The sequence below is a fragment of the Streptomyces sp. NPDC107765 genome (genome assembly GCF_055657085.1).
Map to the genome: position 1 here is coordinate 119,432 of NZ_JBVKBL010000004.1, position 24,098 is coordinate 143,529.

The window sequence follows — 24,098 nt, forward strand, 5'->3', positions numbered from 1 at the left end:
GTCCTCCCACCGCGAGACCGCCGCCGCCAACCCTCCCGAGCAGGCACTTTCCGGCCAGCCCGCGGCCTCGCGAGGCACTCCCGCCCTTACACTCCGCGCCGCGTCCGATGTCCCGCCCAGCAGCCCCGGCGCCGTTTCAGGACGCCATGGGGAGCGCCGCGCCCTCGCGCCACTTGAGGATCTTGTCGAAGCTGACCACCGCGCCCGGGCGGCCGGTGCGGTTGCGGTAGCGGACGTGGTCGGTGAGGGCCTCGATCAGAAAGAGCCCCCGGCCTGCCTCCGCGTGCGCGGGGGCCTGGGCGGGGGCGGGGACGGGGGCCGGCAGGGGGCGGTCCGCGGTGCTATGGGGCGGGGCGGCGGGAGCGCCGCGGAAGCCGGGGCCCGAGTCGGTGACTTCGATGCGGCAGGTGTCGCCGTCGATGAAGACCGTCACGCGGTAGTCCTCGGGGGCTCCGTCGCCGCCGTGCTCGACGGCGTTCGCACACGCCTCGGACAGCGCGACCGACAGGTCGTAACAGATGTCCGGGTCCACGCCCGCCGTTTCCATCGTGCCCAGCAGCAGACGCCGGGCGAGCGGCACGCTCGCAGCCTCGCGCCGCAAATGGAGTGACCACCAGATGCTCATCGCTCCAGCCTCCTGGCCGCGGCTCGACATATCGATACGTATTGCCGTGCCCCAAGGTCCGTAAGCATGTCCGGGACGTGATACCGCTCATTCGGCGGATGCGAAGAGTGAGCGCATCGGTGTAGGTGCAGCGCCGCGCACGCGCCTCCGCGCGCCCTCCCGGACGCCCTGGACGCCCCCGACAGGCGCCGCCCCGGGCCGCCCTGCCGTAGGCCGCGGGCGCGGGCAGTGGGATGATGGCGCGGCCATGATTGCCCCGCCCGCCTCCCCAGCGCGCGCGGCCGCGGACCTGCGGCTGCTGAGGGCCGCGGTCTTCACCGCGGTCTGTGTCGCGCTGTCCGCGGCCGGGCACATGATCGCTTCCTGTGCCGCCGTCCCGCTGTGGACGCTGGGCGTCGCCGCCGCCGTGGTGTTCGCGGTCGCGGCGCCGCTGGCCGGCCGGGAGCGGTCGCTGCCGGGCATCGCCGCGGGACTCGCCGTGGGCCAGCTGGCACTGCACTCGCTGTTCGTGTGGGGGCAGGTCTGCGGCCTGACGACCGCCGAGCGGATGGCGCGGCAGCGGATGCCGATGGCCCAGATGGCGGCCGGCTCCGGAGGTTCCGGGCACGGCGCGCTGTCCGACGCGACGGCCGTGGACCTGGCCCGGCACCTGATGTGCGGGCTCGGCACGGGCCGGCTGGACGGTGCGCGGGCGCGGCGGCTCCTCGACGGGGGCGGCTACGACCTGGCCTCCGCGGCCGGTCTGGGCGCGTCCGGCGGACCGGCGAGGGCCGGTGGCGCCGCCACCGACCCGGCGATGACGCACGGTCTGCTGCCGTCGCTGCCCATGCTGCTGGGCCACCTTCTGGCCGCACTCGCGGTCGGCTGGCTGCTGCGGCGGGGCGAGGCGGCGCTGTGGCGGCTGGTCCGGCTGTCGGCCCCGGCGGCGTACGAGCTGACCGTCCGCGCCCTGCTCGGTGCGGTGCGCGGGGTGCTCGCGCTCGTCGGCGCCCTGCTCGCGGGCCTCGGCGCGGCGCACGAGGCACTGCTGCGCGCCCTCGTTTCGTACGGGGATGACAAACCCGGCCCGCAGGGCGCCGCGCTCGACCACAGTGTGATCCGGCGAGGGCCGCCTGCCGTGACCGCCCTGGCCCTCGCGGCCTGACGTCACGCGACGCACGTTCCCACGTGGAGGTACCTCCCGTGCCTTCAAGGCACGGGGGAGGGTACGGGGTCGCGGGGTGTCGCCGTGGGCGTGCCACCGATCACCGTCACCCGTATCTCTCTCCTTCCTGTGGAGTGCTTTCCATGCCGAACGCGTCGACCATGCCCAGCGAGCCCACGATGTCCGGGACTTCCGCTGCTTCCGCTCCTTCGAAGAGCTCCGGAATCGCCGGATTCCTCACGACCCGGCTGCCCCTGGTGGGCGGGATCGCGGCCGGCAGTGTGCTGCTGCTCGCCGGGCCGGCCTTCGCGCACGTCAGCGTGCAGCCCGGCGCGGCCCCCAAGGGCGGCTTCGCCACGGTCAACTTCAAGGTCCCCAACGAGCGGGACAACGCCTCGACGGTGAAGCTCGAGGTGACCCTGCCCACCGACCACCCGCTGGCGTCCGTCATGCCGCAGCCGGTGCCCGGCTGGAAGGTGTCGGTCACCAAGACCAAGCTCGCCAAGCCGATCGAGATGGAGGGCGAGAAGATCACCGAGGCGCCCTCGAAGGTCACCTGGACCGCCGACGGCAAGGGCGTCGAGCCCGGCCAGTTCCAGCAGTTCCCGCTCTCCATCGGCCAGCTGCCCGAGGACGCCGACCAGCTCGTCTTCAAGGCCCTCCAGACCTACGACAACAAGCAGGTCGTGCGCTGGATCGAGCCGACGAAGGAGGGCGGCCCGGAGCCGGAGAACCCCGCGCCGGTGCTCAAGCTCACCGCGGCCGAGGACGACGCGCACGGCGCGGCCGCCGACGCCAAGAGCGGGGACCACGGCGGGGACGCGAAGACCGTCGCGGCCGCCGACACCAGCGACAACACCGCTCGCCTCCTGGGCGCCGCGGGCATCGTCGTCGGCGTCATCGGCGTCGGCTTCGGCGTGTTCGCCGGCCGGCGGCGCAACGCCTGATCGCCACCACGGGCCGGCGGCGCCCCACCGCGCCGCCGGCCCGTCGCCCCGTTCCGCATGAGCGGGGCGCCGGACCACACCACACAAACGGGATACATCTGCAATGCGTAGCGCAATGCGTAGAAGGGCCCTGCTCGCCTCCGCCGTCGCGGCGGTCACGGCACTCGGCCTGACCGCCTGCGACCAGGGAAGCGACCGCGACCAGCCGGCCGCCGAGGTCTCCGGGGGCACGGCCGCCAAGCCCCTGGTCACGCTCGACACTCCGATGGAGAAGCCGGACCTGGTCCTGACCGACTCCCAGGGCGCCAAGTACGACCTGCTGGAGAAGACCAAGGGCCACCCGACGCTGATCTACTTCGGCTACACCCACTGCCCGGACGTCTGCCCGCTGACCATGGCCAACATCGCGGTCGCGGTGAAGCAGCTGCCCAAGGCCGAGCAGAAGGACCTGCGGGTCGTCTTCGTCACCTCCGACCCGGAGCGCGACACCCCCGCCGCCCTCAAGAAGTGGCTCGGCGGCATCAACAAGGACTTCATCGGTCTGACGGGCCGCTTCGACACCATCCAGGCGGGCGCGCGCAGCGTCAACATCGGGATCGAGAAGCCGGTCAAGAAGAAGAACGGCGATGTGGTCTCCACCCACGGCGCGCAGGTCCTGCTGAGCTCCCCCAAGGACGACAAGATCCACTGGCTGGGCATGCAGGAGGCGACCTCCGACAACTACACCACCGCACTTCCGAAGATCATCAAGGGACAGAACCCGTGAACCGCCGCACCACCCTCGCCGCCGCCCTCGCCCTCACCGCCGGACTCGCCCTGTCGGCCTGCGGCGCCGGGGACGCAGGCCCCCACTTCGAGGTCGACGGCGCCTACATGCCGCAGCCGGTCACCCAGGACATGGCCGGCGCGTTCTTCACGGTCAAGAACAACGGCGCCGCCGACAAGATCGTCGCGGTCACCAGCGACCTGGCCAAGGACGTCTCGATGCACAAGACGGTCGGCACCAAGATGGAGCAGGTCACGTCGCTGCCGATATCCGCGGGCGGCGAGCTCCGGTTCGCACGCGGCGGCACCCACCTGATGTTCATGGGCCTCAAGTACAAGCCGGCCAAGGGCGACGTCATCAGCGTCGAGCTGAAGTTCGCCCACGCCGAGCCCGTCAAGGTGAACGTCCCGGTCCGGGCCGCCACCTACCAGCCGAAGAAGTAACGGGCGGTCCGGTACGTCCCAGCACAGGCACTCACACGGCAGTTGAGGGAGCGATCCATGGTCACCACCGGCCTCCGGCCGCGACGGTCCGCCGCGCTGCGCCTGCTCGTCGTCGCGGTGGCGCTGGCGGGCGCGCTGCTCGGCGGTGCCGCCCCGGCCTCGGCGCACGCCGCGCTGACCGGCAGCACCCCCGCCCAGGGCTCGGTGGTGGACCAGGCGCCCGAGCAGGTGGCGCTCACCTTCTCCGAGGGCGTCGCGATGGGTGACGACTCCATCCGGGTGCTCGACCCGCAGGGCAAGCGGGTGGACCGCGGCAAACTGCGCAACCTGTGCAGCGACAGCACCGTCAAATACGGCACGGGGCTGCCGCCGGGCCTGGGCGACGGTACGTACACCGTCGCCTGGCAGGCGGTCTCCGCCGACAGCCACCCGGTCTCCGGTGCCTTCACCTTCTCGATCGGGGCGCCCTCGAAGACCACCGCGCCGGTGGCCCAGCAGGAGGCCGGCGGGGGGCTCGTGGGGGCGCTCTACGGCATCGCTCGGGCGCTGGCGTACGCGGGCTTCGTCCTGCTGGCCGGCGGTGCCGCCTTCGTGGTGGCCTGCCGGCCGGCCGCCGCCCGGGTACGGTCCGTCCAGCGCCTGGTCGTCCAGGGATGGGCGGTGCTGGCCGGCACCACCGTGGCGATGCTGCTGCTGCGCACGCCGTACACCGGCTCCGGCGATCTCGCGGACGTCTTCGACCTCGGCGGGCTGCAGCAGGTCCTGATCACCAAGCCGGGCGCGGCGCTGGTCTCCCGGCTGCTGCTGCTCGCCGCGGCGGCGCTCTTCGTGGCGGTGCTGTTCGGGGCGTACGCGCGGGCGCAGGAACCCCGAGAGGACGCTCCCGAGGGCCCCGACGCCCCCGAGGACCCCGCCGAGGAGGCCCGGCGGCGCAAGGACCTGTCGTTCGGGCTCGGCATCGGCGGGGTGATCGTCGCCACCGGCCTCGCGGCGACCTGGGCGATGGCCGAACACGCCTCGACCGGGCTGCAGCCCGCGATCGCGATGCCGGTCGACGTCCTGCACCTGCTCGCCGTCGCCACCTGGCTCGGCGGGCTGGCCGCGCTGGTGGTGTCCCTGTACTGGGGGCCGCCGGTCGAGCGGATCGCCGTCCGCCGCTTCTCCCGGATCGCGTTCGGCTCCGTCCTGGTGCTGGTGGCCACCGGCCTCTACCAGTCCTGGCGGCAGGTCGGCACCTGGACCGCACTGACCGGCACCACCTACGGGCGGCTGCTGCTGCTCAAGGTGGGCCTGGTGGCGGTGCTCGTGGGCCTCGCCTGGTTCTCGCGGCGCTGGACGGCGCGGCTGACGGAGGTTCGGGCGCCGGAACCGGAAGCGGCGGAGGCGGCCCGGGACGACGAGGAGGCCGACGCACCCTCCGAGAAGGTCTCCCAGAAGCCCTCCGAAAAGCCCTCCGAGAAGGCCGTGACGGTCCCGGCGGCCGTCCCGGCGGCCGGGAAGACGGATCGGAGCGACGAGGGACCGACGGCGCACTCGGCGGCCGGACCGGCGACAGAACCGGCCGCGGACCCGGCAGCCGAACCGGCGACAGAACCGGCCGCGGCGCCCCCCGCGGAACCGGACGACCCCGCCCGCGCCGCCCAACTCGCCCGCCAGCGGACCGCGTTGCGCACCGCCCGTACCAAGCGGCTGCGCGACGCCGATCCCGAGCGGCTGGGGCTGCGCCGGTCCGTGCTGGCCGAGGCGTCGGTCGCGGTGGTCCTGCTGGTGGTGACGACGGTGCTCACCGCCACCGAGCCGGCCCGTACCGAGGAGGCGGTCAAGGCCGCGTCGGGCGGGCAGTCGGCCACGGCCAACCAGCCGCAGGTCCTCACCGTCCCGTTCGACACCGGCGGTCCGGGCGGCAAGGGCACCGCCCGGATCGACCTCGACCCGGGCCGCAGCGGCAACGCCAACGAGCTGCGGCTGCGGATCTCCGACCCGAAGGGCCGGGCCAAGGACGTCCCCGAGGTGAAGATCGAGTTCACCCTCAAGGCCAAGAAGCTCGGGCCGCTGACGGTGGTGCCCCGGCACACCGGCAAGGGACACTGGCGCGCCAGCGGCGTCCTGCTGCCGGTCCCCGGACGGTGGCAGCTCTCGCTGCTCGTACGGACCTCCGACATCGACCAGGTGACCGAGTTCAGGAACGTGAAGATCGGCTGATGAGCAAGCGAAGCGCGCAGGCCCCCGAACCCCAGGCCCCCGAACCGCAGGCCCCGGCGCCCGAGCCGGCCGGCCCGCGGACCGCCCTGACGCTCTCCCGCCGCCGGCTGCTCGGCACCGTCGGCGCGGCGGGCGCCGCCGGGCTGGTCGTCGGCGGCGTCGGCGGTGCCCTGAGCACGGCCGCGGCCCATGAGGACGGGCCCGCCGCGGCCCTGAGCTCCCTGGGCTCGACCGAGGTGCCGTTCCGGGACGACCGGGCGAAGCAGCAGGCCGGGATCACCACCCCGCTGCAGGCCAGCGGCCACCTCGTCGCCTTCGACCTGGCACCGGGCAGCGACCGCAAGGCCGCCGCCGCGCTGCTGCGCCGCTGGTCGCGGACGGCCGAGCAGCTGATGGCCGGCCGGGCGCCGGACGCCGACACCGGTGTCGCGCTGGACGCCGGCCCGTCCTCGCTGACCATCACCTTCGGCCTCGGCCACAGCTTCTTCGACCGTACGGGTCTGACGAAGCACCGCCCCGGGCAGCTCGATCCGCTGCCGGACTTCTCCGCCGACGCGCTGGACCCGAAGCGCAGCAACGGCGACCTGTGGATCCAGATCGGCGCCGACGACGCCCTGGTCGCCTTCCACGCGCTGCGCGCCCTGCAGAAGGACGCGGCCGGCACCGCCCGGCTGCGCTGGCAGATGAGCGGCTTCAACCGCAGCCCGGGCGCCACCGCGCACCCGATGACCGCCCGCAATCTGATGGGCCAGGTCGACGGCACCAACAACCCCAAGCCGGCGGACGCGGACTTCGACGAGCGGATCTTCGTCGGGCGGGACGCGGCGCAGGAGTGGATGCGCGGCGGCTCGTACGCCGTCGTCCGCCGGATCCGGATGCTGCTGGACGACTGGGAGAAGCGCTCCCGGCACGAGCAGGAGCGGGTCATCGGGCGCCGCAAGGACAACGGTGCGCCGCTGACCGGCGGTTCCGAGACCACGCCCATGAAGCTGGACGCCACCGGTGCGGACGGGCTGCCGGTCATCCCGGCCAACGCGCACGCCCGGGTCGCGGCGCCGGAGTCCAACCAGGGCGCGGCGATGCTGCGCCGCCCGTTCTCGTACCACGACGGCTTCCGGGAGGACGGCGCGCCGGACGCCGGGCTGCTGTTCATCTGCTGGCAGGCCGACCCGCTGCGGGCCTTCACCCAGGTCCAGCGGAAGCTGGACCGCGGGGACGCGCTCTCGCCGTTCCTGCGGCACGAGGCGAGCGGCCTGTACGCGGTGCCGCCGGCCGCGGCGCCGGGCGGGTACGTGGGACAGCCGCTGCTGGAGGGCTGACGGCCCCCGCGCGCGGGCCGGGCCGGCCTGTCCGGCCCTCGGAAGCCCGGTCCGGGGGCCGGGACGGCTCGGTATCGTGGCAGGACAGGGAGACGATCGGCGGGGTGCCCCCGCAGTCACGCGAGGGAGTCCTCAAGGATGTCGGCCAGCCGCTATACGTATCTCGGACCCGCGGGCACGTTCACCGAGGCCGCGCTGCGCAGCCTGCCCGAGGCGGCGACGCGCGAGCTGGTGCCGATGGTGTCGGTGCCGGCCGCCCTGGACGCGGTGCGGGCGGGGGAGGCGGCGGCCGCCCTGGTGCCGATCGAGAACTCCGTCGAGGGCGGGGTGACCACGACCCTCGACGAACTCGCCTCCGGCGAGCCGCTGATGATCTACCGCGAGGTGCTGCTGCCGATCGCCTTCGCGCTGCTGGTGCGCCCCGGTACGACGCTCGACGGGGTCAAGACGGTGACCGGGCACCCGGTCGCCCAGCCGCAGGTCCGCAAGTGGCTGGCGGCCCAACTCCCCGAGTCCGTATGGGAGTCGGCGGCCTCGAACGCGGACGGGGCGCGGCTGGTGCAGGAGGGCCGCTACGACGGTGCGTTCGCCGGTGAGTTCGCGGCGGCGACGTACGGCCTGACGCCGCTGGTCACCGACATCCACGACGCACAGAACGCGGCCACCCGCTTCGTGCTGGTGGGCCGCCCGGCCCGGCCGGCGGCGCCCACCGGTGCGGACAAGACGTCGGTGGTGCTGTGGCTGGCCGAGGACCACCCCGGTGCGCTGCTCGAACTGCTCCAGGAGTACGCGGTGCGCGGGGTCAGCATGATGCGCATCGAGTCCCGGCCGACCGGCGAGGGCATCGGGCGCTACTGCTTCTCGGTGGACTGCGAGGGGCACATCACCGACCGCCGGGTCAGCGAGGTCCTGATGGGCCTGAAGCGAGTCTGCCGCGAGGTGCGGTTCCTCGGTTCGTATCCGCGCGCGGACGAGACGACGCCGAGCGTGCGGCGGCAGATGACCGACTCGGCGTTCACCGAGGCCGCGGACTGGCTCGCGCGCTGCCTGGACGGGCGGGGCTGAGCTCCCGGCGCATGGTCGTGGGGGGCGTGGAGCCGCCGCCGGCCAAGCCACGACCTGCGGCTTTGAACGGCCTGCGGGTTGTCCACAAAGTTATCCACAGGCTCGGTTCTCGACCTGTGGGTAAGTCGACATGACACCCGGACACAGTCGACAAATCGCCCTACCGACCCCACATCCCTCCACAGCACCCCACCTCGGACCCGTCAGCATAATTCCTGCGGTCCATCCTTTAGAGCGAGGCAATCCCACACGAAAGAGTGCGTGAACGGGGTTTGGACAGAGAATCCATAGCCGAGCAATTCGGAAGCGGAATGATCGTCGCCGACTTCCACAGATTTCACGCACAGCCTGTGGATAAAACTCCGGGAACCCCTCCACCCTGTGGACAACTCCGCCGCACGAGGGCCGCGAAGGCCGCCCAACTCCCCGCTCCCGCCTAGTGGATCACCGATCACCGGCGCGCCGCGAACGCCCGCATACCGGACGGTCCCCCAGTCACCCTCCAGAAGATCACGAGGGCAGCGAAGGGTAGCGAAGACGAGCGAATGGGCGGGAATTCCCCGGCGGATTTACCGCACCCCACCAACGGAATAAACCTCTCAAACCGGACAAACTGCAATGCCGGGGAATATCGCGTCGAAGCGCGGGGCCTGACCCCGGTAGCCTGGGGGTGTGATTGACCTTCGCCTGCTCCGTGAGGACCCCGACCGTGTGCGCGCGTCCCAGCGCGCCCGTGGAGAGGACGTCGCACTCGTCGACGCACTGCTCTCCGCCGACGAGCGGCGCAGGTCGTCCAGCGTCCGCTTCGACGAGCTGCGCGCCGAGCAGAAGTCGCTCGGCAAGCTCATCCCCAAGGCCACCGGCGACGAGAAGGCCGCGCTGCTGAAGAAGGCCGGCGAGCTGTCCGCCGCCGTCAAGGCCGCCGACGCCGCGCAGGACGAGGCCAAGGAAGAGACCCAGCAGCTGCTGCTCAAGCTCGGCAACCTCGTCCACCCCGACGTACCCGTGGGCGGCGAGGAGGACTTCACGGTCCTGGAGACGCACGGCACGGTCCGCGACTTCGCCGCCGAGGGCTTCGAGCCCAAGGACCACCTGGAGATCGGCCAGGCGCTCGGCGCCATCGACGTGGAGCGGGCCGCCAAGGTCTCCGGCTCGCGCTTCTACTACCTCACGGGCATCGGCGCGCTCCTGGAGCTCGCGCTGGTCAACGCCGCCATCGCGCAGGCCACCGAGGCCGGCTTCGTGCCGATGCTGACCCCGGCACTGGTCCGCCCGCACGCCATGGAGGGCACCGGCTTCCTCGGCCAGGCCGCCGAGAACGTCTACCACCTCGAGAAGGACGACTACTACCTCGTCGGCACCTCCGAGGTCCCGCTCGCCGCGTACCACATGGACGAGATCGTCGACGCCGGCCAGCTGCCGCTGCGCTACGCCGGCTTCTCGCCCTGCTTCCGCCGCGAGGCCGGCACCTACGGCAAGGACACCCGCGGCATCTTCCGGGTCCACCAGTTCGACAAGGTGGAGATGTTCTCCTACGTCGCGCCGGAGGACGCGCAGGCCGAGCACCAGCGCCTGCTGGAGTGGGAGAAGCAGTGGCTGAACGGCCTGGAGCTGCCCTTCCAGGTGATCGACGTCGCCACCGGTGACCTGGGCGCCTCGGCCTCCCGCAAGTTCGACTGCGAGGCGTGGATCCCGACCCAGGGCAAGTACCGCGAGCTGACCTCGGCCTCCAACTGCGACGAGTTCCAGGCCCGCCGGCTCTCCGTCCGCATGCGCGAGAACGCCGACGGCAAGCAGAAGGTCCGCCCGCTGGCCACCCTCAACGGCACGCTCTGCGCCGTCCCGCGCACCATCGTGGCGATCTTCGAGAACCACCAGCAGGCCGACGGCTCGGTGCGCGTCCCCGAGATGCTGCGCCCCTACCTCGGCGGCCGGACCGTGCTGGAGCCCGTCGCCGGTCGCCCGGAGTCCGGCGCCAAGTGACCGGATCAGCTCCGGCGGACGTCCCGCCCCTGCCGTACACGCTCATCGCGACGGACCTCGACGGGACGCTGCTGCGCCCGGACGAGACCGTCTCGGAGCGCACCCGCCAGGCGCTCGCCGCGGCCACCGCGGCGGGCGCGGCGCACATCGTCGTCACCGGCCGTGCGGTGCCCTGGACCCGGCACATCCTCGACGCCCTGGACTACAACGGGCTCGCGGTGTGCGGCCAGGGCGGGCAGGTCTACCACGCCGGCGAACACCGGCTGCTGACCTCGGTGACGCTGGACCGCCAGCTGGCCGGTCTCGCGCTGTCCAAGATCGAGGCGGAGGTCGGCCCGCTGTATCTGGCGGCGAGCCGGGACGGCCTGGAGGGCGAGGTGCTGGTCGGCCCCGGCTACCGCGTCCAGGCGGGCCCGCTGCCGAACGTCATGCTCGACGACCCCGGCGAGCTCTGGGCGGCCCCGATCAACAAGGTCTACCTCCAGCATCCGACGCTGGACGACGACGCACTGGCCGCGGCCGCCCGCCAGGTCGCCGGTGACCTGGTCGGCATCATGGTGGCCGGCCCCGGCGTCGTCGAACTGCTGCCGCTGGGCCTGACCAAGGCCACCGGGCTGTCCCTGGCCGCCCGCCGCCTGGGCCGCACCGCCAAGGAGACCCTGGCGTTCGGCGACATGCCCAACGACATCCCGATGTTCGCCTGGGCCGCCCACGGCGTGGCCATGGCCAACGCCCACCCCGAACTGAAGGCGATCGCCGACGAGGTGACCACCTCCCACGAGGCCGACGGCATCGCGGTGGTCCTGGAGCGGCTGTACGGGGTTTGAGTCTCCCGCCTGGAATACCGTCCCCTGCTGCCGCGTTGAGGCCCCGAGGGGGCGCTCGCGTCCCCTACGGGATCTGTTCGAACCACCCGTAGGGGTTCCGAAGGCCCCTTGAACCCTCAACGCCCAGCCTCGCGGCCTTCTTCCCTGCCGCCGCGGCCCTCTTCCCCACTCCCGCCGCCCGCTTCCCCCGCGGTGGCTCCCTCGGTCCGCGCGTCGGCTCCCGCTCCCCCCTCTCGCCCCGCGTCGGCTTCGGCCCCCGTTCCCTTCTCTTCCCCCGCGCCAGCTCCCTCCCCCTCTCCCTCCGCTTCCCCCGCCGCCTCCGCCGCCGGGGTCAACGGCCAGGCTGCGAAGCCCATGGTCAGTGCAATGGCGTGGCCGAAGTCAGTGAAGGTGGCGCCGGTCGTCAGGGGGATGGCGAAGAAGGCCAGGACGCCGACGAGATAGCCGTAGCGCCAGGGCGACCGCAGTCGGTACGTCAGTGCGCCGGCGGCGGCCGCCAGGCCGTACGAGACGCCGATGTCGACGACGTGCGTCATCGAGCGCGGCAGCTGGTGCCCCTCGATGGCGAGCAGGACGAGTTCCTGGCTGGCCAGGGTCGCGGCGACATGTGCCCCGCCGACCATCAGCAGCCAGCGCCAACTGCCCGTCCAGCGCTCGACGTTGGCGTGCACCAGCTCGAACATCACGACGTACAGCAGGAACGATCCGGGGTTCTCGATCCAGAAGCCGCTGATCAGCAGCGACGGCAGCGGATGCTCATTCAGTTCGTGGATGTTGCTGCTGGTGCGGTGGATGAGGAACTGACCCAGTCCCTCCGAGGCGGAGGCGATCACGAGGCTGGTGACGCCGATGATCAGCAGCCAGATGTGGGTTCCGGGGGACGACCTGACCCAGTTCTTCACCCAGGCCACGGGGTTGTCCGCGCGGCGCGCCCAGGGCTCGCGCGGCGGCTCCAGCAGGAGCCGCACCAGCGCCCTCATCGGCGGCGTCCCCGGGCCGCGGGCGAGCCGGCGACCAGCGGGCCCGGCCCCTTGATCTGCCGGATGCGGGGCGCGCTCTCCATCGTCCGTACGCCGGGCAGCGCCGCGACCCGGGTCGTCAGGTACGTGTAGAGGGCCCGGACGTCCCGGCAGAGCACCGACGCGAACAGGTTGTTCGGGCCGGTGGTGGCGCCGGCGAAGGCGACCTCCGGGTGTTCCGCCAACGCCGCGCCGGCCGCGGCGAGTTCGGCGGGGGCGACGGACAGCCAGAGGGCGACCATCACGCCGTACCCGAATTTCCGCAGGTCGTAATCGACGTCGTAATACAGCGCCCCGGTCGCGCGCAGTTCGGCGAGCCGGCGGCGGACGGTGGTGGGTGACCAGCCGGTGACGGCGGCGAGTTCGGCCAGCGGCGCCCGGCCGTCCCGGGCGAGGGCGGCGAACAGCCGTCGGTCGGCGTCGCCCAGCACCACCGGTTCGGCCGCCGGATCGACGTCCGGGGGCGGCGGGCCGAACCGGGCGGCCTCCTCGTCCGTCAGCGCACCGGACTTGCTGATCAGACCCTGCGGACCGCCGCAGAACTCGTGCAGCAGGCAGTGTGCGGTGATGCCGACCACGCTCGGGGTGCGCGGCAGCTTCTCCAGCAGCAGGGCGTCGCTGTGGTCGCTGCTGGCCGCCCGGCAGACCGCGGCGATCTCGGTGCCGCCGGACATCAGGCAGATCCACGAGGTGTCCGGGCGGCGGGCCAGTGCCTCGGCGACGGTGACCGCGGCCTCTGGCGCGCACTGCACCCGGACCATCCACTCGACCTCGCCCAACGCCCGTGCGTCGGACAGCCCCAGCACCTTGAGCGCACCACTGGTGCGGTGCCGCCCGTAGCGGCGGGCGACGGTCTGGTCGGACACCCCGAGCACCTCCGCGATCCGGCTGAACGGCGCGCGGCCGTCGAGCTGCAGCGCATGGGCCAGCCGGCGGTCGAGGGCGTCGAAACCGCCACCACCCGCGCCGGGCTTCCCGTCGGTTTTCACCGTCCGAGGCTAGCGCGGGTCGGATTGCGCCGCCGGGAGCGCGGTGGCTGGAGGACAGACGGGTGCGGAACCGACCGTGGGGTCGCCATCGAAGCGACGGAGAAAGAGGACAAGCAGTCATGCACGGACACGGCACACCCCACGGGCCCGGCAGAGGGCAAGCCGGCACGCACGGGCACGGTGCGCCCCACGGACCCGGCGGAGGACAACCAGGCATGCACGGGCACGGGGCACTCCACGGGCCTGCCGGTGGCGTGGCACCCGAGGGCGCCGCGGGTTCCGGCCGGCGCGGCAAGTGGTGGCCGCTGGCCGCCATCACCCTCGGCAACTTCCTGCTGCTGGTCGACGTGACGATCGTGAGCACCGCACTGCCCCGGATAGCCGACGGTCTGGGTGCCTCCTTCAGCTCGCTCCAGTGGGTGATGGACATCTACGCGCTGGCGCTGGCCGCGCTGCTGATGGTCGCCGGCTCGGCGGCCGACCTCTTCGGGCGGCGCCGGCTGTACGTAGCGGGGCTGGCCCTGTTCGCGCTCGCCTCGCTGGCCTGCGGGCTCGCACCGGGCCCGGGCGTGCTGATCGCGGCACGTGCCGTCCAGGGCGTGGGCGCGGCGGCGATGTTCGCCACCAACACCCCGCTGCTGATGGCCTCCTACCAGGGCCGGGACCGCGGTGTGGCGTTCGGCGTCTGGGGTGGCACCAGCGGCGCCGCGGCCGCGATCGGTCCCGTCCTGGGCGGGCTGCTCACCGAGTACGTCGACTGGCGAGCGATCTTCCTGGTCAACCTGCCGCTGACCGCGGTCGCGGCGGTGATCACGCTGCGCCGGGTCCCCGAGTCCTACGGCGACCTCCCCCGGCCTCGGACGGACCCGGCCGGCGGGACGCCCCGCGCCGCCCGGATCGACTGGCCGGGCGCGGCAGCCTTCACGGTGTGCGCGGGCGCGCTGACGTACGGGCTGATCCGCGGCGGTGAACGCGGCTGGTCGGAGGCCGGGACGCTGGGCTCGCTGGCGGTGGCGTTCCTGGCGCTGGCGGCGTTCCTCGTGATCGAACGGCGGGTGCGCCGGCCGCTGCTCGACCTGGGGTTGATGCGCCGGCCGTCGTTCGCGACGCTGCTGGCGGCGGCGCTCCTGCTGCAGGCGGCGGCGTTCCCGTACCTGACGTTCGTGGGGCTGTGGGTGCAGAACATCCTCGGGCTGAGCCCGGTGCAGGCGGGTCTCGCGGTGACGCCGATGGCGGTGATGTCGTTGCTGGTCGGCGCACTGGGCGGCCGACACCTGCAGCGGATGAGACCCCAACTCCCGGTAGGGATCGGTCTGTTGCTGACCGGTGCGGGTGCCCTGCTGCACTGGGCGCTGCTGGGTGCCGCCTCCGGAACCGGCTCCGGCTCCGGTCCCGGCCCCGGCCCCGGCTGGGCGACGCTGGTGCCCGGTCTCGCGGTGAGCGGGGTGGGCATCGGGATGGCGATGCCGGTGCTGGTATCGGCGGCGCTCGGCGCGGCACCACCGTGGCGCGCGGGCATGGCCAGCGGCGCGGTCAACACCTTCCGCCAGCTCGGCTACGCCCTGGGCATCGCGGTCCTCGGCACCGTTTTCGCCGACGCACTGCACGGCGTACGCGGATCCGCCGCGCACCCGGCCGTCTCCCGGCAAGCCGTCAACGCCGCCTACGTGTCCGGTCTGAGGGACATCGTGGTGATCTCCGGGCTGGTGGCCGTGGCGGCCGGCCTGCTGGTGCTGGCGGTCGTCCGGCAGCGGCGCGCGGTCGACGGCGCATGGCGCGGCGTAGCGTACCCGGGTGACTCTCGATGATCTGCGCGCCTTCGTGGCGGTCTGCGAGACGGGCAATCTCAGCGCCGTCGCCCGTGACCTGGGCTGCACCCAGTCCGCCGTCAGCCAGCGCATCAAGCGCCTGGAACGCGAGACGGGCATCGGGCTCCTGGAACGCCGGCCGCGCGGGGTCGCCCCCACCCAGGCCGGCCGGATCCTCCAGCGCGCCGCGGCGGACGGCCTGAGCGGGCTCGACCTGGCGCTACGACAACTCGGCGATCTGCGGGCGGGCGACGGCGGCACCGTACGGATCACCACCGGCGCGACGACCGTACGGCACTTCATGTCCGAGGCCGTGGTCGCCTTCCGCGGCCGCCATCCACACGTCAACCTGGAGTTCCGGACGGAGAGTTCGAGCCGCCGCTGCTTCGAGGCGGTGGCGGACGGCGACTCCGAACTGGCCTGGATCACCATCGGTCCACCGGTGCGCGGCATCGAGCAGCACCCGGTGATCGGACTGCCGTGGGTGCTCGCCGTACGCAGCGGTGATCCGCTCGCCGCCCGGGAGCGGATCGAGCCGGAGGAACTGGCCGGCATCCGGCACATACGGCTGCCGGAGAACTCCACCTCCCGCATGCGGCTCGACGGTCACCTCAGCCATCGACTCGACGAGCACCACAACCATCAGCTCGACGGCACCCACACCCATCAGCTCGACGGCCCCCACACCCATCGACTCGATGAGCGCCTCGGCCCTCGCTCCGACGAACACCACGACCAGCACTCCGACGGGCACCACAGTCATCGGGAGCCCCCTCACGGGGAGGGCTCCGGCGCCGTGCCACCGCCGAGCACCACCAGCGTCGCCGACTGGGACACCGCCCTGCTGCTGGCCGAACTCGGCGTCGGCCCCGCGGTCGTCCCCCGGCTCCCCGGCCTCCGGGCCACCGCCCACCCGTCCCTGCGGCTGGTCCCGATCCCCGCGCTGCCGCCGCTCGCCACGGGGTGGGCGGTGCGTCAGTGGGACGCCCTGAGCCCGGCGGCGGTGGCGTTCGCCAAGACCGTCACGGCGTCTCTGGGGCGGCCCGCACCACCGGTTCCTGGATCTCCGTGACCCACTTCTCCTGGTCCGGCGGGCACTCCAGATAGAGCTCGCGGGCGTATCCGGCGGAGCGGTAGCCGTTCGCGTCGATCCAGTGCGCCAGGTTCTGCGCGGTGGGCAGGATGCGGCTCATCGGCCCGCGGTGCACCACCGTGGCGGCGCACTCCAGCCCGGGCAGCGCGACCACGTCGAAGCCGAGGCCGGTCGCGGTGGGGGTGCCGGTGGCCGGCGCACCCGTCCCGCCGCGCTGGGCTCCGGCCCTGGCCAGCGCCTCCGCGGTGACCGTCAGCCCGGCGTGCACGACGACGGCACCGGGACCCGGCTCGTCCCCCGTCGCGCTTCCCTGCACATCCTCGTAGTACGCCAGACCCGGTCCCGCCGGGGTGACGCCGGCCGCGTCCAGGCGTGCGCACAGCTCCGTGTAGAGCGGCTGGATCACCGGGCCGATGTCCTCGGGACCGTAACTGGCGGCGGTCCCGCTCAGCTCCGCGAGCAGTACCGTCCCGGTCGGCTTGACCACCACATCGTCGGCAGACATGTGTCCCTCACTCTCGATGGAACGGAGCCTCGCCTCGACCTGCGCCAGCCGTTCGCCGGCCGCGGTCAGCGTCGCCTCCAGCTCCGCCCGGCGCAGCCGCAGCATGCCGCGCAGTTCCGGCACGCTCACCTCCTCGGCCAGGATCGCCCCCACCTGCTGGAGGCTGAATCCGAGGTCCTTGAGGGCGATGATCCGGTTGAGCCGGGCGAGCTGGGCCGCTTCGTAGAAGCGGTATCCGGTGACGGGGTCGGTACGGGCCGGGCACAGCAGCCCGAGCGCGTCGTAGTGACGCAGCATGCGCGCCGATACGCGGCCGTACTGGGCGAAATCTCCGATGCTGAACATGACGCCTTCCAGTGGAGTGCTTTCCACAGTGTCAAGGTCAAGAGCGACGGTCCACCCGATGGGGGACGGACGGTCCACCCGATGGGGACGGCGGTGGCCCACCCTGCCGCGCCCGCGCGGAACGAGTCGGCAGACGGCCCGGGGCGTCCCGGTAGTAGGCCGGCAACGAGCCCCGGCAGTCGGCCCGCAACGCGCCGGCCTCAGCCCGGAAAGAGCGGCGGTTCGGCCGGAACGCGCAGCGATTCGCCCGGAACGAGCGGTGGTTGGCCCGGAACGAACGCGGTTGGTCCGGAACGAGCGGCGGTTGGTCCGGAACGAGCGGCGGTTGGTCCGGATCCACAGCGTCACTCCTGTCCCACAATCGGCCACCGGGCAGCAGCATCGCGTCAAGTAGGGTCCACAACTCGTCAATGACGCGTCAGCATCCGGCGGAGGGGCCCGTTCTCCGGGCATAGCGTCGGCAGAGCCGAGCCCCGGCACACGCATCGTCATCCACCGGTCCGGGGCCGCCGATGTCCTGTTCTAGGAGCAACGCCGTGTCCCACCATCTCTACGCGGAAGATCCCGAGCCCTCCGATCGCGTCCCGGCCGGGCCTCTGTTCGTCCCCGTCCGGTCGGGCCCCGCGGGCTGTACGGCCCGCCTGTTCCGCACTCCGCTCGGCGGGCGTACCGCCGTCGGCTTCACCTCGGCCCAACGCCTCGCCGCGGCCCTCGGCGGCGGCCAGCCGTGGGTCAGGCTCTCCGAGCCGGCCCTGCGGGCGCTGGCCGAGCCCCTCGGGGCGACGGTCCTGACCGTCGATCCCCGTCTCACCCCCGAGGCACCCCGCGCCACCCACGCCCCGGGCGCACCACGCGTGCCCCAGGCGACCCGGACAGCGGGCGCCTCGCACCTGGCCCAGGCGTCCCGTACGCCGCGCCTGCGGGCCGTCTGAGAGGGGCGAACGCCATGAGCCACCACACCCTGCCCCGCACCGCCCAGGAGCCCGCCACCCCGGCACCGGCCGCGACCACCGGCCCCCTCACCGCCCCGACGCCCGCGACCGCCGGGCCCCTCGCCACCCCGGCGGCGGCACCAGCGGCCGCACCCGCACCAGCACCGGCCCCCACCGACCGTCTGAGGGCCCCGCTGCCCGATCCGCTGTCCGATCCGGTGCCTGTCCCGGTGCCCGATCCTCTCCCCGCCCCACCGCCCGACCCGCTCTCCGTCTGGCCCGGCTCCACGTTGCCGCACGGCACCGGTGACCTCACCCTCGGCGGCGTCCCGCTGACGGAACTGGCCGACCGCTTCGGTACCCCCGCCTACGTGGTGGACGAGGACGAGGTGCGCCACCGCTGCCGCGCCTACCTCCGGGCCTTCCCCGACGCCGACGTCTTCTACGCGGCCAAGGCATTCCTCTGCCGCGCCATGGTCCACTGGGTGCACGAAGAGGGCCTCGGCCTGGACGTCTGCTCCGCGGGCGAACTGGAACTCGCCGTCACCACCGGCTTCCCGCCCGAGCGGATCGTGCTGCACGGCAACGCCAAGAGTCCGGCGGACCTCCGGGCCGCGCTCCGCCTCGGCGTGGGGCGGATCGTCATCGACTCCACCTCCGAGATCGCCCGGCTGGCCGCCGCCGTCCCGGCCGGTACACGCCAGAAGGTGCTGATCCGGGTCGTCCCGGGAATCGCCGCGGGCGGTCACGCCAAGGTCCGGACCGGGACCGACGACCAGAAGTTCGGGCTGTCGATCGCGGACGGTTCCGCGCAGCACGCCGTCACCCGGGTCCTCGGCCAACCGCGCCTCGAACTCACCGGCCTGCACTGTCACTTGGGCTCCCAGATCACCACCGTCAAGCCGTACCTGTCGGCCGTACGGCGGCTGGTCGGCCTGCTGGCACGGATCCGCGAACAGCACGGTGTCACGCTGCCCGAGCTGGACCTCGGCGGCGGGCACGGCGTCGCGTACCGGCCCGGCGAGCCCGCGCTCGACATCGCCGCGCTCGGCGCCCGGATCCGCGCCGAGCTGGTACGCGGCTGTGCGGCGGCCGGTCTGCCGGTGCCCCGGCTCGCCGTCGAACCCGGCCGCGCGATCGCCGGCCCGTCCGGAGTCGTCCTCTACCGGGTGCTGTCCGTCAAACGCACCGGGACGCACCTCTTCGTGGCGGTGGACGGCGGGATGAGCGACAACCCACGGCCCGCGCTGTACGGGGTGCGCTACGCGCCCCGGCTGGTCGGCCGGTCCTCGTCGGCCGCCCCGGAACGGGTCACCGTCGTCGGCCGGCACTGCGAGGCCGGCGACGTACTGGCCGCCGACGCCCGGCTGCCCGGCGACCTCCGCCCCGGCGATCTGCTCGCCGTGCCCGTGGCCGGCGCGTACCACCTCTCCATGGCCTCCGGCTACAACCTCGTCGGCCGCCCCCCGGTCGTCGCGGTCACCTCGGGCACCGCCCGCCTCCTCGTCCGCCGCGAATCCCTGGCGGACATCCAGGAACGCGATATCGGTCTCTGAGGCGGGAAGCGCGGGAAGGGCGGGAAGGGGCAGGAAGCCTGGGATCGCTCCTGGCACGCGCTCTCCGCTCTCCGCTCTCCGTTCTCCGTTCTCCGTTCTCTGCGCGTCGCTGGGTCCGGGGTCCGGGCATGCCCCGGGCCCGGGCCGAGGCAGGCATGCCCCCGCGACTTCCGTGTACCATGAACCGATATTTGTAGGATGACTGGGCAACTGGCAACTGGCCTGGGCCCACCGTGCCCGGACGAGTAACAGGAACGCCCGGTCCCGTAACGGGAAAAGGCACAGGCACGCACATGGCACTGCAGGCGGCGGGACGGCAATCCCTCGTGGACACCGTGGTCGACGCGCTGCGGGCCCAGCTGACGGCCGGGGAGTGGCCGGTCGGCTCGCGGATCCCCACCGAGCACGCGCTCGCCGGGCAGTTGCAGGTGGGCCGCAACACCGTGCGGGAGGCCGTCCGGGTCCTCGTACACGCCGGAATGCTGCGCTCGCGGCAGGGCGAGGGAACCTTCGTCGTCTCCACCGCGGACCCGGGCGACATCCTGCGCGGGGTCCGGCGGGCCGGCATCCGCGACGTCCTGGAGCTGCGGATCGCGCTGGAGGCGGAGGCCGCCCGGCTGGCCGCGCTCCGGCACCGCCCGGACGATCTGGAGCGGATGCGCGCGGCCCTGGACGCCCAGGCCGAGCTGGCGGACGCGTCCGGGCAGCCCGGCTCCGGCAGCCTGGAGCTCTACGCCGATCACGACATCGCCTTCCACAAGGCCGTTGTCGACGCCGCCCACAACACCGCGCTGACCGCGACCTACGGCTGGTTCAGCAGCTCCGTAAGGGAGGCGCTGGTCAGCGCGCTGGACGACCAGGCGATGCCGAAGATCGTGCACGGCGACCACCGCGCCGTTCTCGACGCGATCGCCGCGGGCGACCCGGACGCCGCGGAGCGGGCCACCCGCGATCTGCTGGAGAAACCGAAACGGGCCGTGGAAGCCCTGCTCGGCGAGCCACCCCCAGCTGCCCCGCACGCCTGACCCCAGGATCTGGCTCCCCTCTCCCCACGGTCTCCCCGCCCCACCCCGCTCCCCCTTTCTTCTCTCCGTTTCCCGTAACGCTTGGCGAGGTACGTACGCATGTCAGGACCCCGACCCGCTGCTCCGTCGAGCCCGGACGCTCGGCTGATCGACGCCGAGGAGGATCTCGTCGCGGCACCGGCGGTCGCCGCGGCCCGGCGCCGGCTGCGGACCGTTCATCCGGCGCTCGTGCTGGCCGGGATCGTCCTCGCCGCACTCAACATGCGGGCGGCGCTCGCCGGAGTCTCGCCGCTGCTCGGGGAGATCGGCACGCACTTCCATCTGCCCGCCACGATCAGCAGCCTGGTGACCACCATTCCGCTGGTCTTCATGGGACTGGGCTCGGTCGTCGCACCCGTACTGGCCCGGCGCTGGGGCACCGAGACCGTGCTCTGCGGGGCGCTGGTGACGCTGTGCGGCGGCATCGTGCTGCGGATCGCGCCGCCGGTGGTCGCGCTGTTCGCCGGCTGTGCGGTGGTCGGTGCGGCCATCGCCCTGCTGAACGTGCTGATGCCCGGCCTGATCAAGCGGGACTTCCCGGACCGGGCCGCCGGGATGACGGCGCTGTACTCGACCGCGATGATCCTCGGCGCGACCGTCTCCGCCGCCACGGCCGTGCCGCTGGAGAGCGCGCTCGGCGGCTGGCGGGGATCGCTGGTCTCCTGGGCGCTGCTGGCTGCCGTCGCCGCGGTGGTCTGGATTCCGCAGGCGGTGCCGGCGCGGCGCGGCACCCGGCACGGCGCCGCCGCGGCCACGACCGCCCGCCCGGTCGAGCGCGGTCCGAAGCTCGCCCGCTCGCCGCTCGCCTGGCAGGTCACGCTGTTCATGGGCTCGCAGTCGCTGGTCGCCTACGTGGTCATCGCCTGGATGCCGACGATCTTCACCGACCACGGGATGGGCAAGGGCGAAGCGGGGCTGGTCTTCGCGTTCAGCACGCTGCTGCAGATGGCCGGTTCGTTCGTGGTGCCGGTGCTGGCGGGGCGGATGCGGCGGCAGCGGCTGCTGGGGGTGGCGGTGTCCGCCCTGATGGCCTGCGGCGTCGTCGGACTGCTCATGGCGCCGGTGGCGGGCGCCTGGCTGTGGGCGGCGCTGCTCGGCGTCGGGCAGGGCGGCGCGCTGGGGCTGGCCCTGACGATGATGGTGCTGCGCTCCGGCGACGCGCATACGGCTGCCCGCCTTTCCGGTATGGCGCAGACCGGTGGCTACCTCCTCGCCGCCGTCGGCCCCCTCGCCCTCGGCGCCGTCCACCAGACGACCAACGGCTGGACCGTCCCCCTCCTCCTCCTGCTCACCGTCTGCGCCGGCCTCGCCCTGCTCGCCATGGGCGCCGGCCGCAACCGCCGAATCGGGGAGACGGCGACGTACACACCCTGACGACGTACACCGAGCCCACCCTGACGAGCACGGCGCCGCCGGTGGGCACGCTCCCCGCCTACGGCCTGACGGCGGGCGCGCGCACGCCTGTGGGCAAGCCCAAGTACGACCTGACGGCGAGCGCCCGCGTCGGGCCCGACGGCACACGACGGGCAACGGACGACAGGTAGCCACCGAACAGGTAGCCACCGAGCCGACGGCAGGCGGCAAACGGCGAGCGGCGGTGGCGGGTGGCGGCCGGCAAGCCGCAGGCGGCGGGCAGCGGACGGCAGGCAGCCACCGCACTGGCGGCACCAAGACAGGCTGCGGACGGCAGGCGGTCACCGCCCTGACGGCAACGGACCGGCGGCGGGCCCCGACGGCGGAACGGCTCGGCGGTGACGTCGCGTGTGGGTGGGGGATGGCGGCCCGGTGAACGATCTCCGTCGTTGGCAACGATCCGGGGGTGGCCCGCCCGGGGGCCCGAGGGGCGTGGCTTACCGTGCCCCCATGAGCGATGTTCAGCACCCCGGTCGCCGGTCGGGCCCGCGGTTCTCCCGCACCGGCCGGCTCATCGTGGTGGCCGTGCTGGCCGTCCTGGTCGTCCTCGCCGTGGTCCTGGTGACCCGGCTGCTGCGGGAACGGGCGAACGAGGAGACTTTGACCGTCCCCGAGGGCCAGCGGGCCGCCCAGATCTACGCCGCCGCGGACAAGGCCCTCCACCTGCCCGGCGGGTCCACGGCGAAGGCCGCCAAGACGGCGCATCTCCCGCTGCCGGCCGAGGCGAAGGGCAACCCGGAGGGCTACCTCTTCCCGGCGACGTATCCGATCCGCTCGGACACCACCCCGGCGTCGCTGCTGTCGTACATGGTCAAGACCGGCAACCAGCGGCTCGCCGAGGACCGCATCACCTCCTACCGGACGGTGGTGATCGCCAGCATCGTGCAGGCGGAGGCGGACCGGCCCGCCGACATGGGCAAGGTCGCGCGGGTGATCGACAACCGGCTGGCCCGGCACATGCCGCTGCAGATGGACTCGACGATCAATTACGCGCTGGGCCGCAGCACGCTCCGCACCAGCCATGCCGACACCCGCACCAAGAGCCCGTACAACACCTACCGCTACGAGGGCCTGCCGCCCACCCCGATCGACAACCCCGGAGCGGACGCCCTCAAGGCGGCCGGCGCGCCGCCCGCGGGTGACTGGCTGTACTTCGTCACCGTCAAACCGGGCGACACCCGCTTCACCGCCGACTACCAGGAGCACCTGAAGAACGTGCAGGAGTTCAACGACCGGCAGAAGAATGGCGGCGGCGCCTAGGAAAGGTCCCCTGGGGCAGCGGGCACCCGCGCGGCGTCCTACTCCTCGCCCGCCAGGGTGAGTGCCTTCAGCCGGCGGCCGGCGTACCAGGTCGCGGCGGCGGTGAGGGCCACCAACATCCCTATCGCAAGCGGCAGTTGGACGGCCGAGGTGATCGCTCCTTCGGCGGCGGTCTGCTGGCCGACGGCGAGGGCCCACTGCTGGATGCTGAGGGTCCGCGCACCGGGAACGAGGTTGCCGACCAGCGCCTCCCAGACCAGGGCGTAGACCAGCCCGAAGACCACGGCGTGCCGGGTGATCGTGCCGAAGAGGAGGAAGAGCGCGCTGTAGGCGACCGCGGCGACGGCCGCGGACACGGCGTACCCGACGGCTATCTGCTGGCTGTTGCCGTTCAGCAGGAAGCCGGCGAGCAGCACGGGGAGGGCGGAGAAGGCGACCGTGACGCCGATGGCGACCAGCAGTTTGGTGAAGATGATCGTCGGCCGGGGGACCGGCTTGGACAGGAGGTAGACCACCGATCCGTCGTCGATCTCCGGCCCGATCGCGCCGGTGCCGGCGATGACGCCGATCAGCGGCACCATCGTGCCGAGGGCGAAGCCGCCCAGGATGCCGCCGGCGGTGGTGTCATCGGCGCCGGCCAGGGCACGGACGGCCACCGCGATGACGATGAGCAGGGCGGGCAGGACGAAGAGGATCAGGGCCCGCCGCCGGCCGAGCAGGGCTCGGTAGGTGAGCCGGGCGACGGTCGGGTGGAACAGCGAGGCCCGGGGTGCGGCGGCCGGTGGCGGCGGGG

General features: G+C 73.1%; 21 protein-coding genes. 16 read left to right on the forward strand and 5 right to left on the reverse strand.

The window, feature by feature from the left end; all coding sequences use genetic code 11:
• Nucleotides 1–136: 136 nt before the first annotated feature.
• Entirely contained in the window at nt 137–625 is a 489-nt protein-coding gene (locus ACZ7MX_RS12155) for an ATP-binding protein (RefSeq protein WP_472131473.1), read from the reverse strand.
• A gap of 247 nt (nt 626–872) precedes the next feature.
• Here ACZ7MX_RS12155 and ACZ7MX_RS12160 point away from each other — a divergent pair, with 247 nt between their 5' ends.
• The 9 genes from ACZ7MX_RS12160 to ACZ7MX_RS12200 all read left to right on the forward strand — a co-directional run bounded on the left by ACZ7MX_RS12160 (nt 873) and on the right by ACZ7MX_RS12200 (nt 11,321).
• Nucleotides 873–1,769, forward strand: a complete 897-nt coding sequence (locus tag ACZ7MX_RS12160; RefSeq protein WP_472131474.1) for a hypothetical protein — start codon at nt 873–875, stop codon at nt 1,767–1,769.
• Nucleotides 1,770–1,912: 143 nt separating this feature from the next.
• Complete coding sequence (locus tag ACZ7MX_RS12165) at nt 1,913–2,716, forward strand: YcnI family copper-binding membrane protein (RefSeq protein WP_472131475.1); 804 nt, start codon at nt 1,913–1,915, stop codon at nt 2,714–2,716.
• A gap of 115 nt (nt 2,717–2,831) precedes the next feature.
• Nucleotides 2,832–3,482, forward strand: a complete 651-nt coding sequence (locus tag ACZ7MX_RS12170; RefSeq protein ID WP_472131794.1) for an SCO family protein — start codon at nt 2,832–2,834, stop codon at nt 3,480–3,482.
• The gene (locus ACZ7MX_RS12175) at nt 3,479–3,925 is read left to right on the forward strand and encodes a copper chaperone PCu(A)C (RefSeq protein ID WP_472131476.1); all 447 of its coding nucleotides are present in this window, start codon (nt 3,479–3,481) and stop codon (nt 3,923–3,925) included. Before ACZ7MX_RS12170 ends, ACZ7MX_RS12175 begins: the two co-directional genes overlap by 4 nt.
• 57 nt (nt 3,926–3,982) lie before the next feature.
• Nucleotides 3,983–6,127 carry a copper resistance CopC/CopD family protein gene (locus ACZ7MX_RS12180; RefSeq protein ID WP_472131477.1) on the forward strand — a complete coding sequence of 715 codons (2,145 nt, stop codon included), beginning with the start codon at nt 3,983–3,985 and terminating at the stop codon, nt 6,125–6,127.
• A complete protein-coding gene (efeB, locus tag ACZ7MX_RS12185; protein ID WP_472131478.1) occupies nt 6,127–7,446 on the forward strand; it encodes an iron uptake transporter deferrochelatase/peroxidase subunit in 1,320 nt (439 codons plus the stop codon). Before ACZ7MX_RS12180 ends, efeB begins: the two co-directional genes overlap by 1 nt.
• A 138-nt stretch (nt 7,447–7,584) precedes the next feature.
• Nucleotides 7,585–8,511 carry a prephenate dehydratase gene (gene pheA, locus ACZ7MX_RS12190; protein ID WP_472131479.1) on the forward strand — a complete coding sequence of 309 codons (927 nt, stop codon included), beginning with the start codon at nt 7,585–7,587 and terminating at the stop codon, nt 8,509–8,511.
• A gap of 672 nt (nt 8,512–9,183) precedes the next feature.
• Nucleotides 9,184–10,494 (forward strand): serine--tRNA ligase, encoded by a 1,311-nt coding sequence (serS, locus tag ACZ7MX_RS12195; RefSeq protein WP_472131480.1) that lies wholly within the window; start codon nt 9,184–9,186, stop codon nt 10,492–10,494.
• Nucleotides 10,491–11,321: an HAD family hydrolase gene (locus tag ACZ7MX_RS12200; protein WP_472131481.1), complete on the forward strand. Its 831-nt coding sequence runs from the start codon at nt 10,491–10,493 to the stop codon at nt 11,319–11,321. The genes serS and ACZ7MX_RS12200 overlap by 4 nt, the downstream gene beginning before the upstream one ends.
• Before the next feature lie 116 nt (nt 11,322–11,437).
• Here ACZ7MX_RS12200 and ACZ7MX_RS12205 read toward each other — a convergent pair whose 3' ends face one another.
• Nucleotides 11,438–12,301, reverse strand: coding sequence for a rhomboid-like protein (locus ACZ7MX_RS12205; RefSeq protein WP_472131482.1), 864 nt, complete (start codon nt 12,299–12,301; stop codon nt 11,438–11,440).
• On the reverse strand, nt 12,298–13,329 hold the full coding sequence (locus tag ACZ7MX_RS12210; protein WP_472131483.1) for an Lrp/AsnC family transcriptional regulator: 1,032 nt from the start codon (nt 13,327–13,329) through the stop codon (nt 12,298–12,300). The genes ACZ7MX_RS12205 and ACZ7MX_RS12210 overlap by 4 nt, the downstream gene beginning before the upstream one ends.
• Before the next feature lie 215 nt (nt 13,330–13,544).
• Here ACZ7MX_RS12210 and ACZ7MX_RS12215 point away from each other — a divergent pair, with 215 nt between their 5' ends.
• Nucleotides 13,545–15,137: an MFS transporter gene (locus ACZ7MX_RS12215; RefSeq protein WP_472131484.1), complete on the forward strand. Its 1,593-nt coding sequence runs from the start codon at nt 13,545–13,547 to the stop codon at nt 15,135–15,137.
• Nucleotides 15,124–16,209, forward strand: a complete 1,086-nt coding sequence (locus tag ACZ7MX_RS12220) for a LysR family transcriptional regulator (RefSeq protein ID WP_472131485.1) — start codon at nt 15,124–15,126, stop codon at nt 16,207–16,209. The genes ACZ7MX_RS12215 and ACZ7MX_RS12220 overlap by 14 nt, the downstream gene beginning before the upstream one ends.
• Here ACZ7MX_RS12220 and ACZ7MX_RS12225 read toward each other — a convergent pair.
• Complete coding sequence (locus ACZ7MX_RS12225; protein WP_472131486.1) at nt 16,160–17,080, reverse strand: MerR family transcriptional regulator; 921 nt, start codon at nt 17,078–17,080, stop codon at nt 16,160–16,162. The genes ACZ7MX_RS12220 and ACZ7MX_RS12225 overlap by 50 nt on opposite strands.
• 536 nt (nt 17,081–17,616) lie before the next feature.
• On the opposite strand from ACZ7MX_RS12225, the gene ACZ7MX_RS12230 reads away from it, so the two are divergent.
• The 5 genes from ACZ7MX_RS12230 to mltG all read left to right on the forward strand — a co-directional run bounded on the left by ACZ7MX_RS12230 (nt 17,617) and on the right by mltG (nt 23,305).
• Entirely contained in the window at nt 17,617–18,012 is a 396-nt protein-coding gene (locus ACZ7MX_RS12230; protein WP_472131487.1) for an SAV_915 family protein, read from the forward strand.
• Between the two features lie 14 nt (nt 18,013–18,026).
• A complete protein-coding gene (gene lysA / locus ACZ7MX_RS12235; RefSeq protein WP_472131488.1) occupies nt 18,027–19,568 on the forward strand; it encodes a diaminopimelate decarboxylase in 1,542 nt (513 codons plus the stop codon).
• Between the two features lie 293 nt (nt 19,569–19,861).
• Complete coding sequence (locus ACZ7MX_RS12240) at nt 19,862–20,593, forward strand: FadR/GntR family transcriptional regulator (RefSeq protein WP_472131489.1); 732 nt, start codon at nt 19,862–19,864, stop codon at nt 20,591–20,593.
• A 99-nt stretch (nt 20,594–20,692) separates the two neighbouring features.
• A complete protein-coding gene (locus ACZ7MX_RS12245; protein ID WP_472131490.1) occupies nt 20,693–22,006 on the forward strand; it encodes a CynX/NimT family MFS transporter in 1,314 nt (437 codons plus the stop codon).
• Between the two features lie 489 nt (nt 22,007–22,495).
• A complete protein-coding gene (gene mltG, locus ACZ7MX_RS12250) occupies nt 22,496–23,305 on the forward strand; it encodes an endolytic transglycosylase MltG (protein ID WP_472131491.1) in 810 nt (269 codons plus the stop codon).
• A 38-nt stretch (nt 23,306–23,343) separates the two neighbouring features.
• Here mltG and ACZ7MX_RS12255 read toward each other — a convergent pair whose 3' ends face one another.
• Nucleotides 23,344–24,063, reverse strand: coding sequence for an ABC transporter permease subunit (locus ACZ7MX_RS12255; RefSeq protein WP_472131796.1), 720 nt, complete (start codon nt 24,061–24,063; stop codon nt 23,344–23,346).
• Nucleotides 24,064–24,098: the final 35 nt, after the last annotated feature.

Excerpts from the sequence above, each read along its gene's own strand:
- ACZ7MX_RS12225 (WP_472131486.1), bottom strand. The coding sequence starts at position 17,080 with ATGTTCAGCATCGGAGATTTCGCCCAGTACGGCCGCGTATCGGCGCGC.
- ACZ7MX_RS12165 (WP_472131475.1), top strand. The coding sequence starts at position 1,913 with ATGCCGAACGCGTCGACCATGCCCAGCGAGCCCACGATGTCCGGGACT.
- ACZ7MX_RS12155 (WP_472131473.1), bottom strand. The coding sequence starts at position 625 with ATGAGCATCTGGTGGTCACTCCATTTGCGGCGCGAGGCTGCGAGCGTG.
- ACZ7MX_RS12180 (WP_472131477.1), top strand. The coding sequence starts at position 3,983 with ATGGTCACCACCGGCCTCCGGCCGCGACGGTCCGCCGCGCTGCGCCTG.
- efeB (WP_472131478.1), top strand. The coding sequence starts at position 6,127 with ATGAGCAAGCGAAGCGCGCAGGCCCCCGAACCCCAGGCCCCCGAACCG.
- mltG (WP_472131491.1), top strand. The coding sequence starts at position 22,496 with ATGAGCGATGTTCAGCACCCCGGTCGCCGGTCGGGCCCGCGGTTCTCC.
- ACZ7MX_RS12245 (WP_472131490.1), top strand. The coding sequence starts at position 20,693 with ATGTCAGGACCCCGACCCGCTGCTCCGTCGAGCCCGGACGCTCGGCTG.
- ACZ7MX_RS12240 (WP_472131489.1), top strand. The coding sequence starts at position 19,862 with ATGGCACTGCAGGCGGCGGGACGGCAATCCCTCGTGGACACCGTGGTC.
- ACZ7MX_RS12160 (WP_472131474.1), top strand. The coding sequence starts at position 873 with ATGATTGCCCCGCCCGCCTCCCCAGCGCGCGCGGCCGCGGACCTGCGG.
- pheA (WP_472131479.1), top strand. The coding sequence starts at position 7,585 with ATGTCGGCCAGCCGCTATACGTATCTCGGACCCGCGGGCACGTTCACC.
- ACZ7MX_RS12170 (WP_472131794.1), top strand. The coding sequence starts at position 2,832 with ATGCGTAGAAGGGCCCTGCTCGCCTCCGCCGTCGCGGCGGTCACGGCA.
- ACZ7MX_RS12215 (WP_472131484.1), top strand. The coding sequence starts at position 13,545 with ATGCACGGGCACGGGGCACTCCACGGGCCTGCCGGTGGCGTGGCACCC.
- ACZ7MX_RS12205 (WP_472131482.1), bottom strand. The coding sequence starts at position 12,301 with ATGAGGGCGCTGGTGCGGCTCCTGCTGGAGCCGCCGCGCGAGCCCTGG.
- lysA (WP_472131488.1), top strand. The coding sequence starts at position 18,027 with ATGAGCCACCACACCCTGCCCCGCACCGCCCAGGAGCCCGCCACCCCG.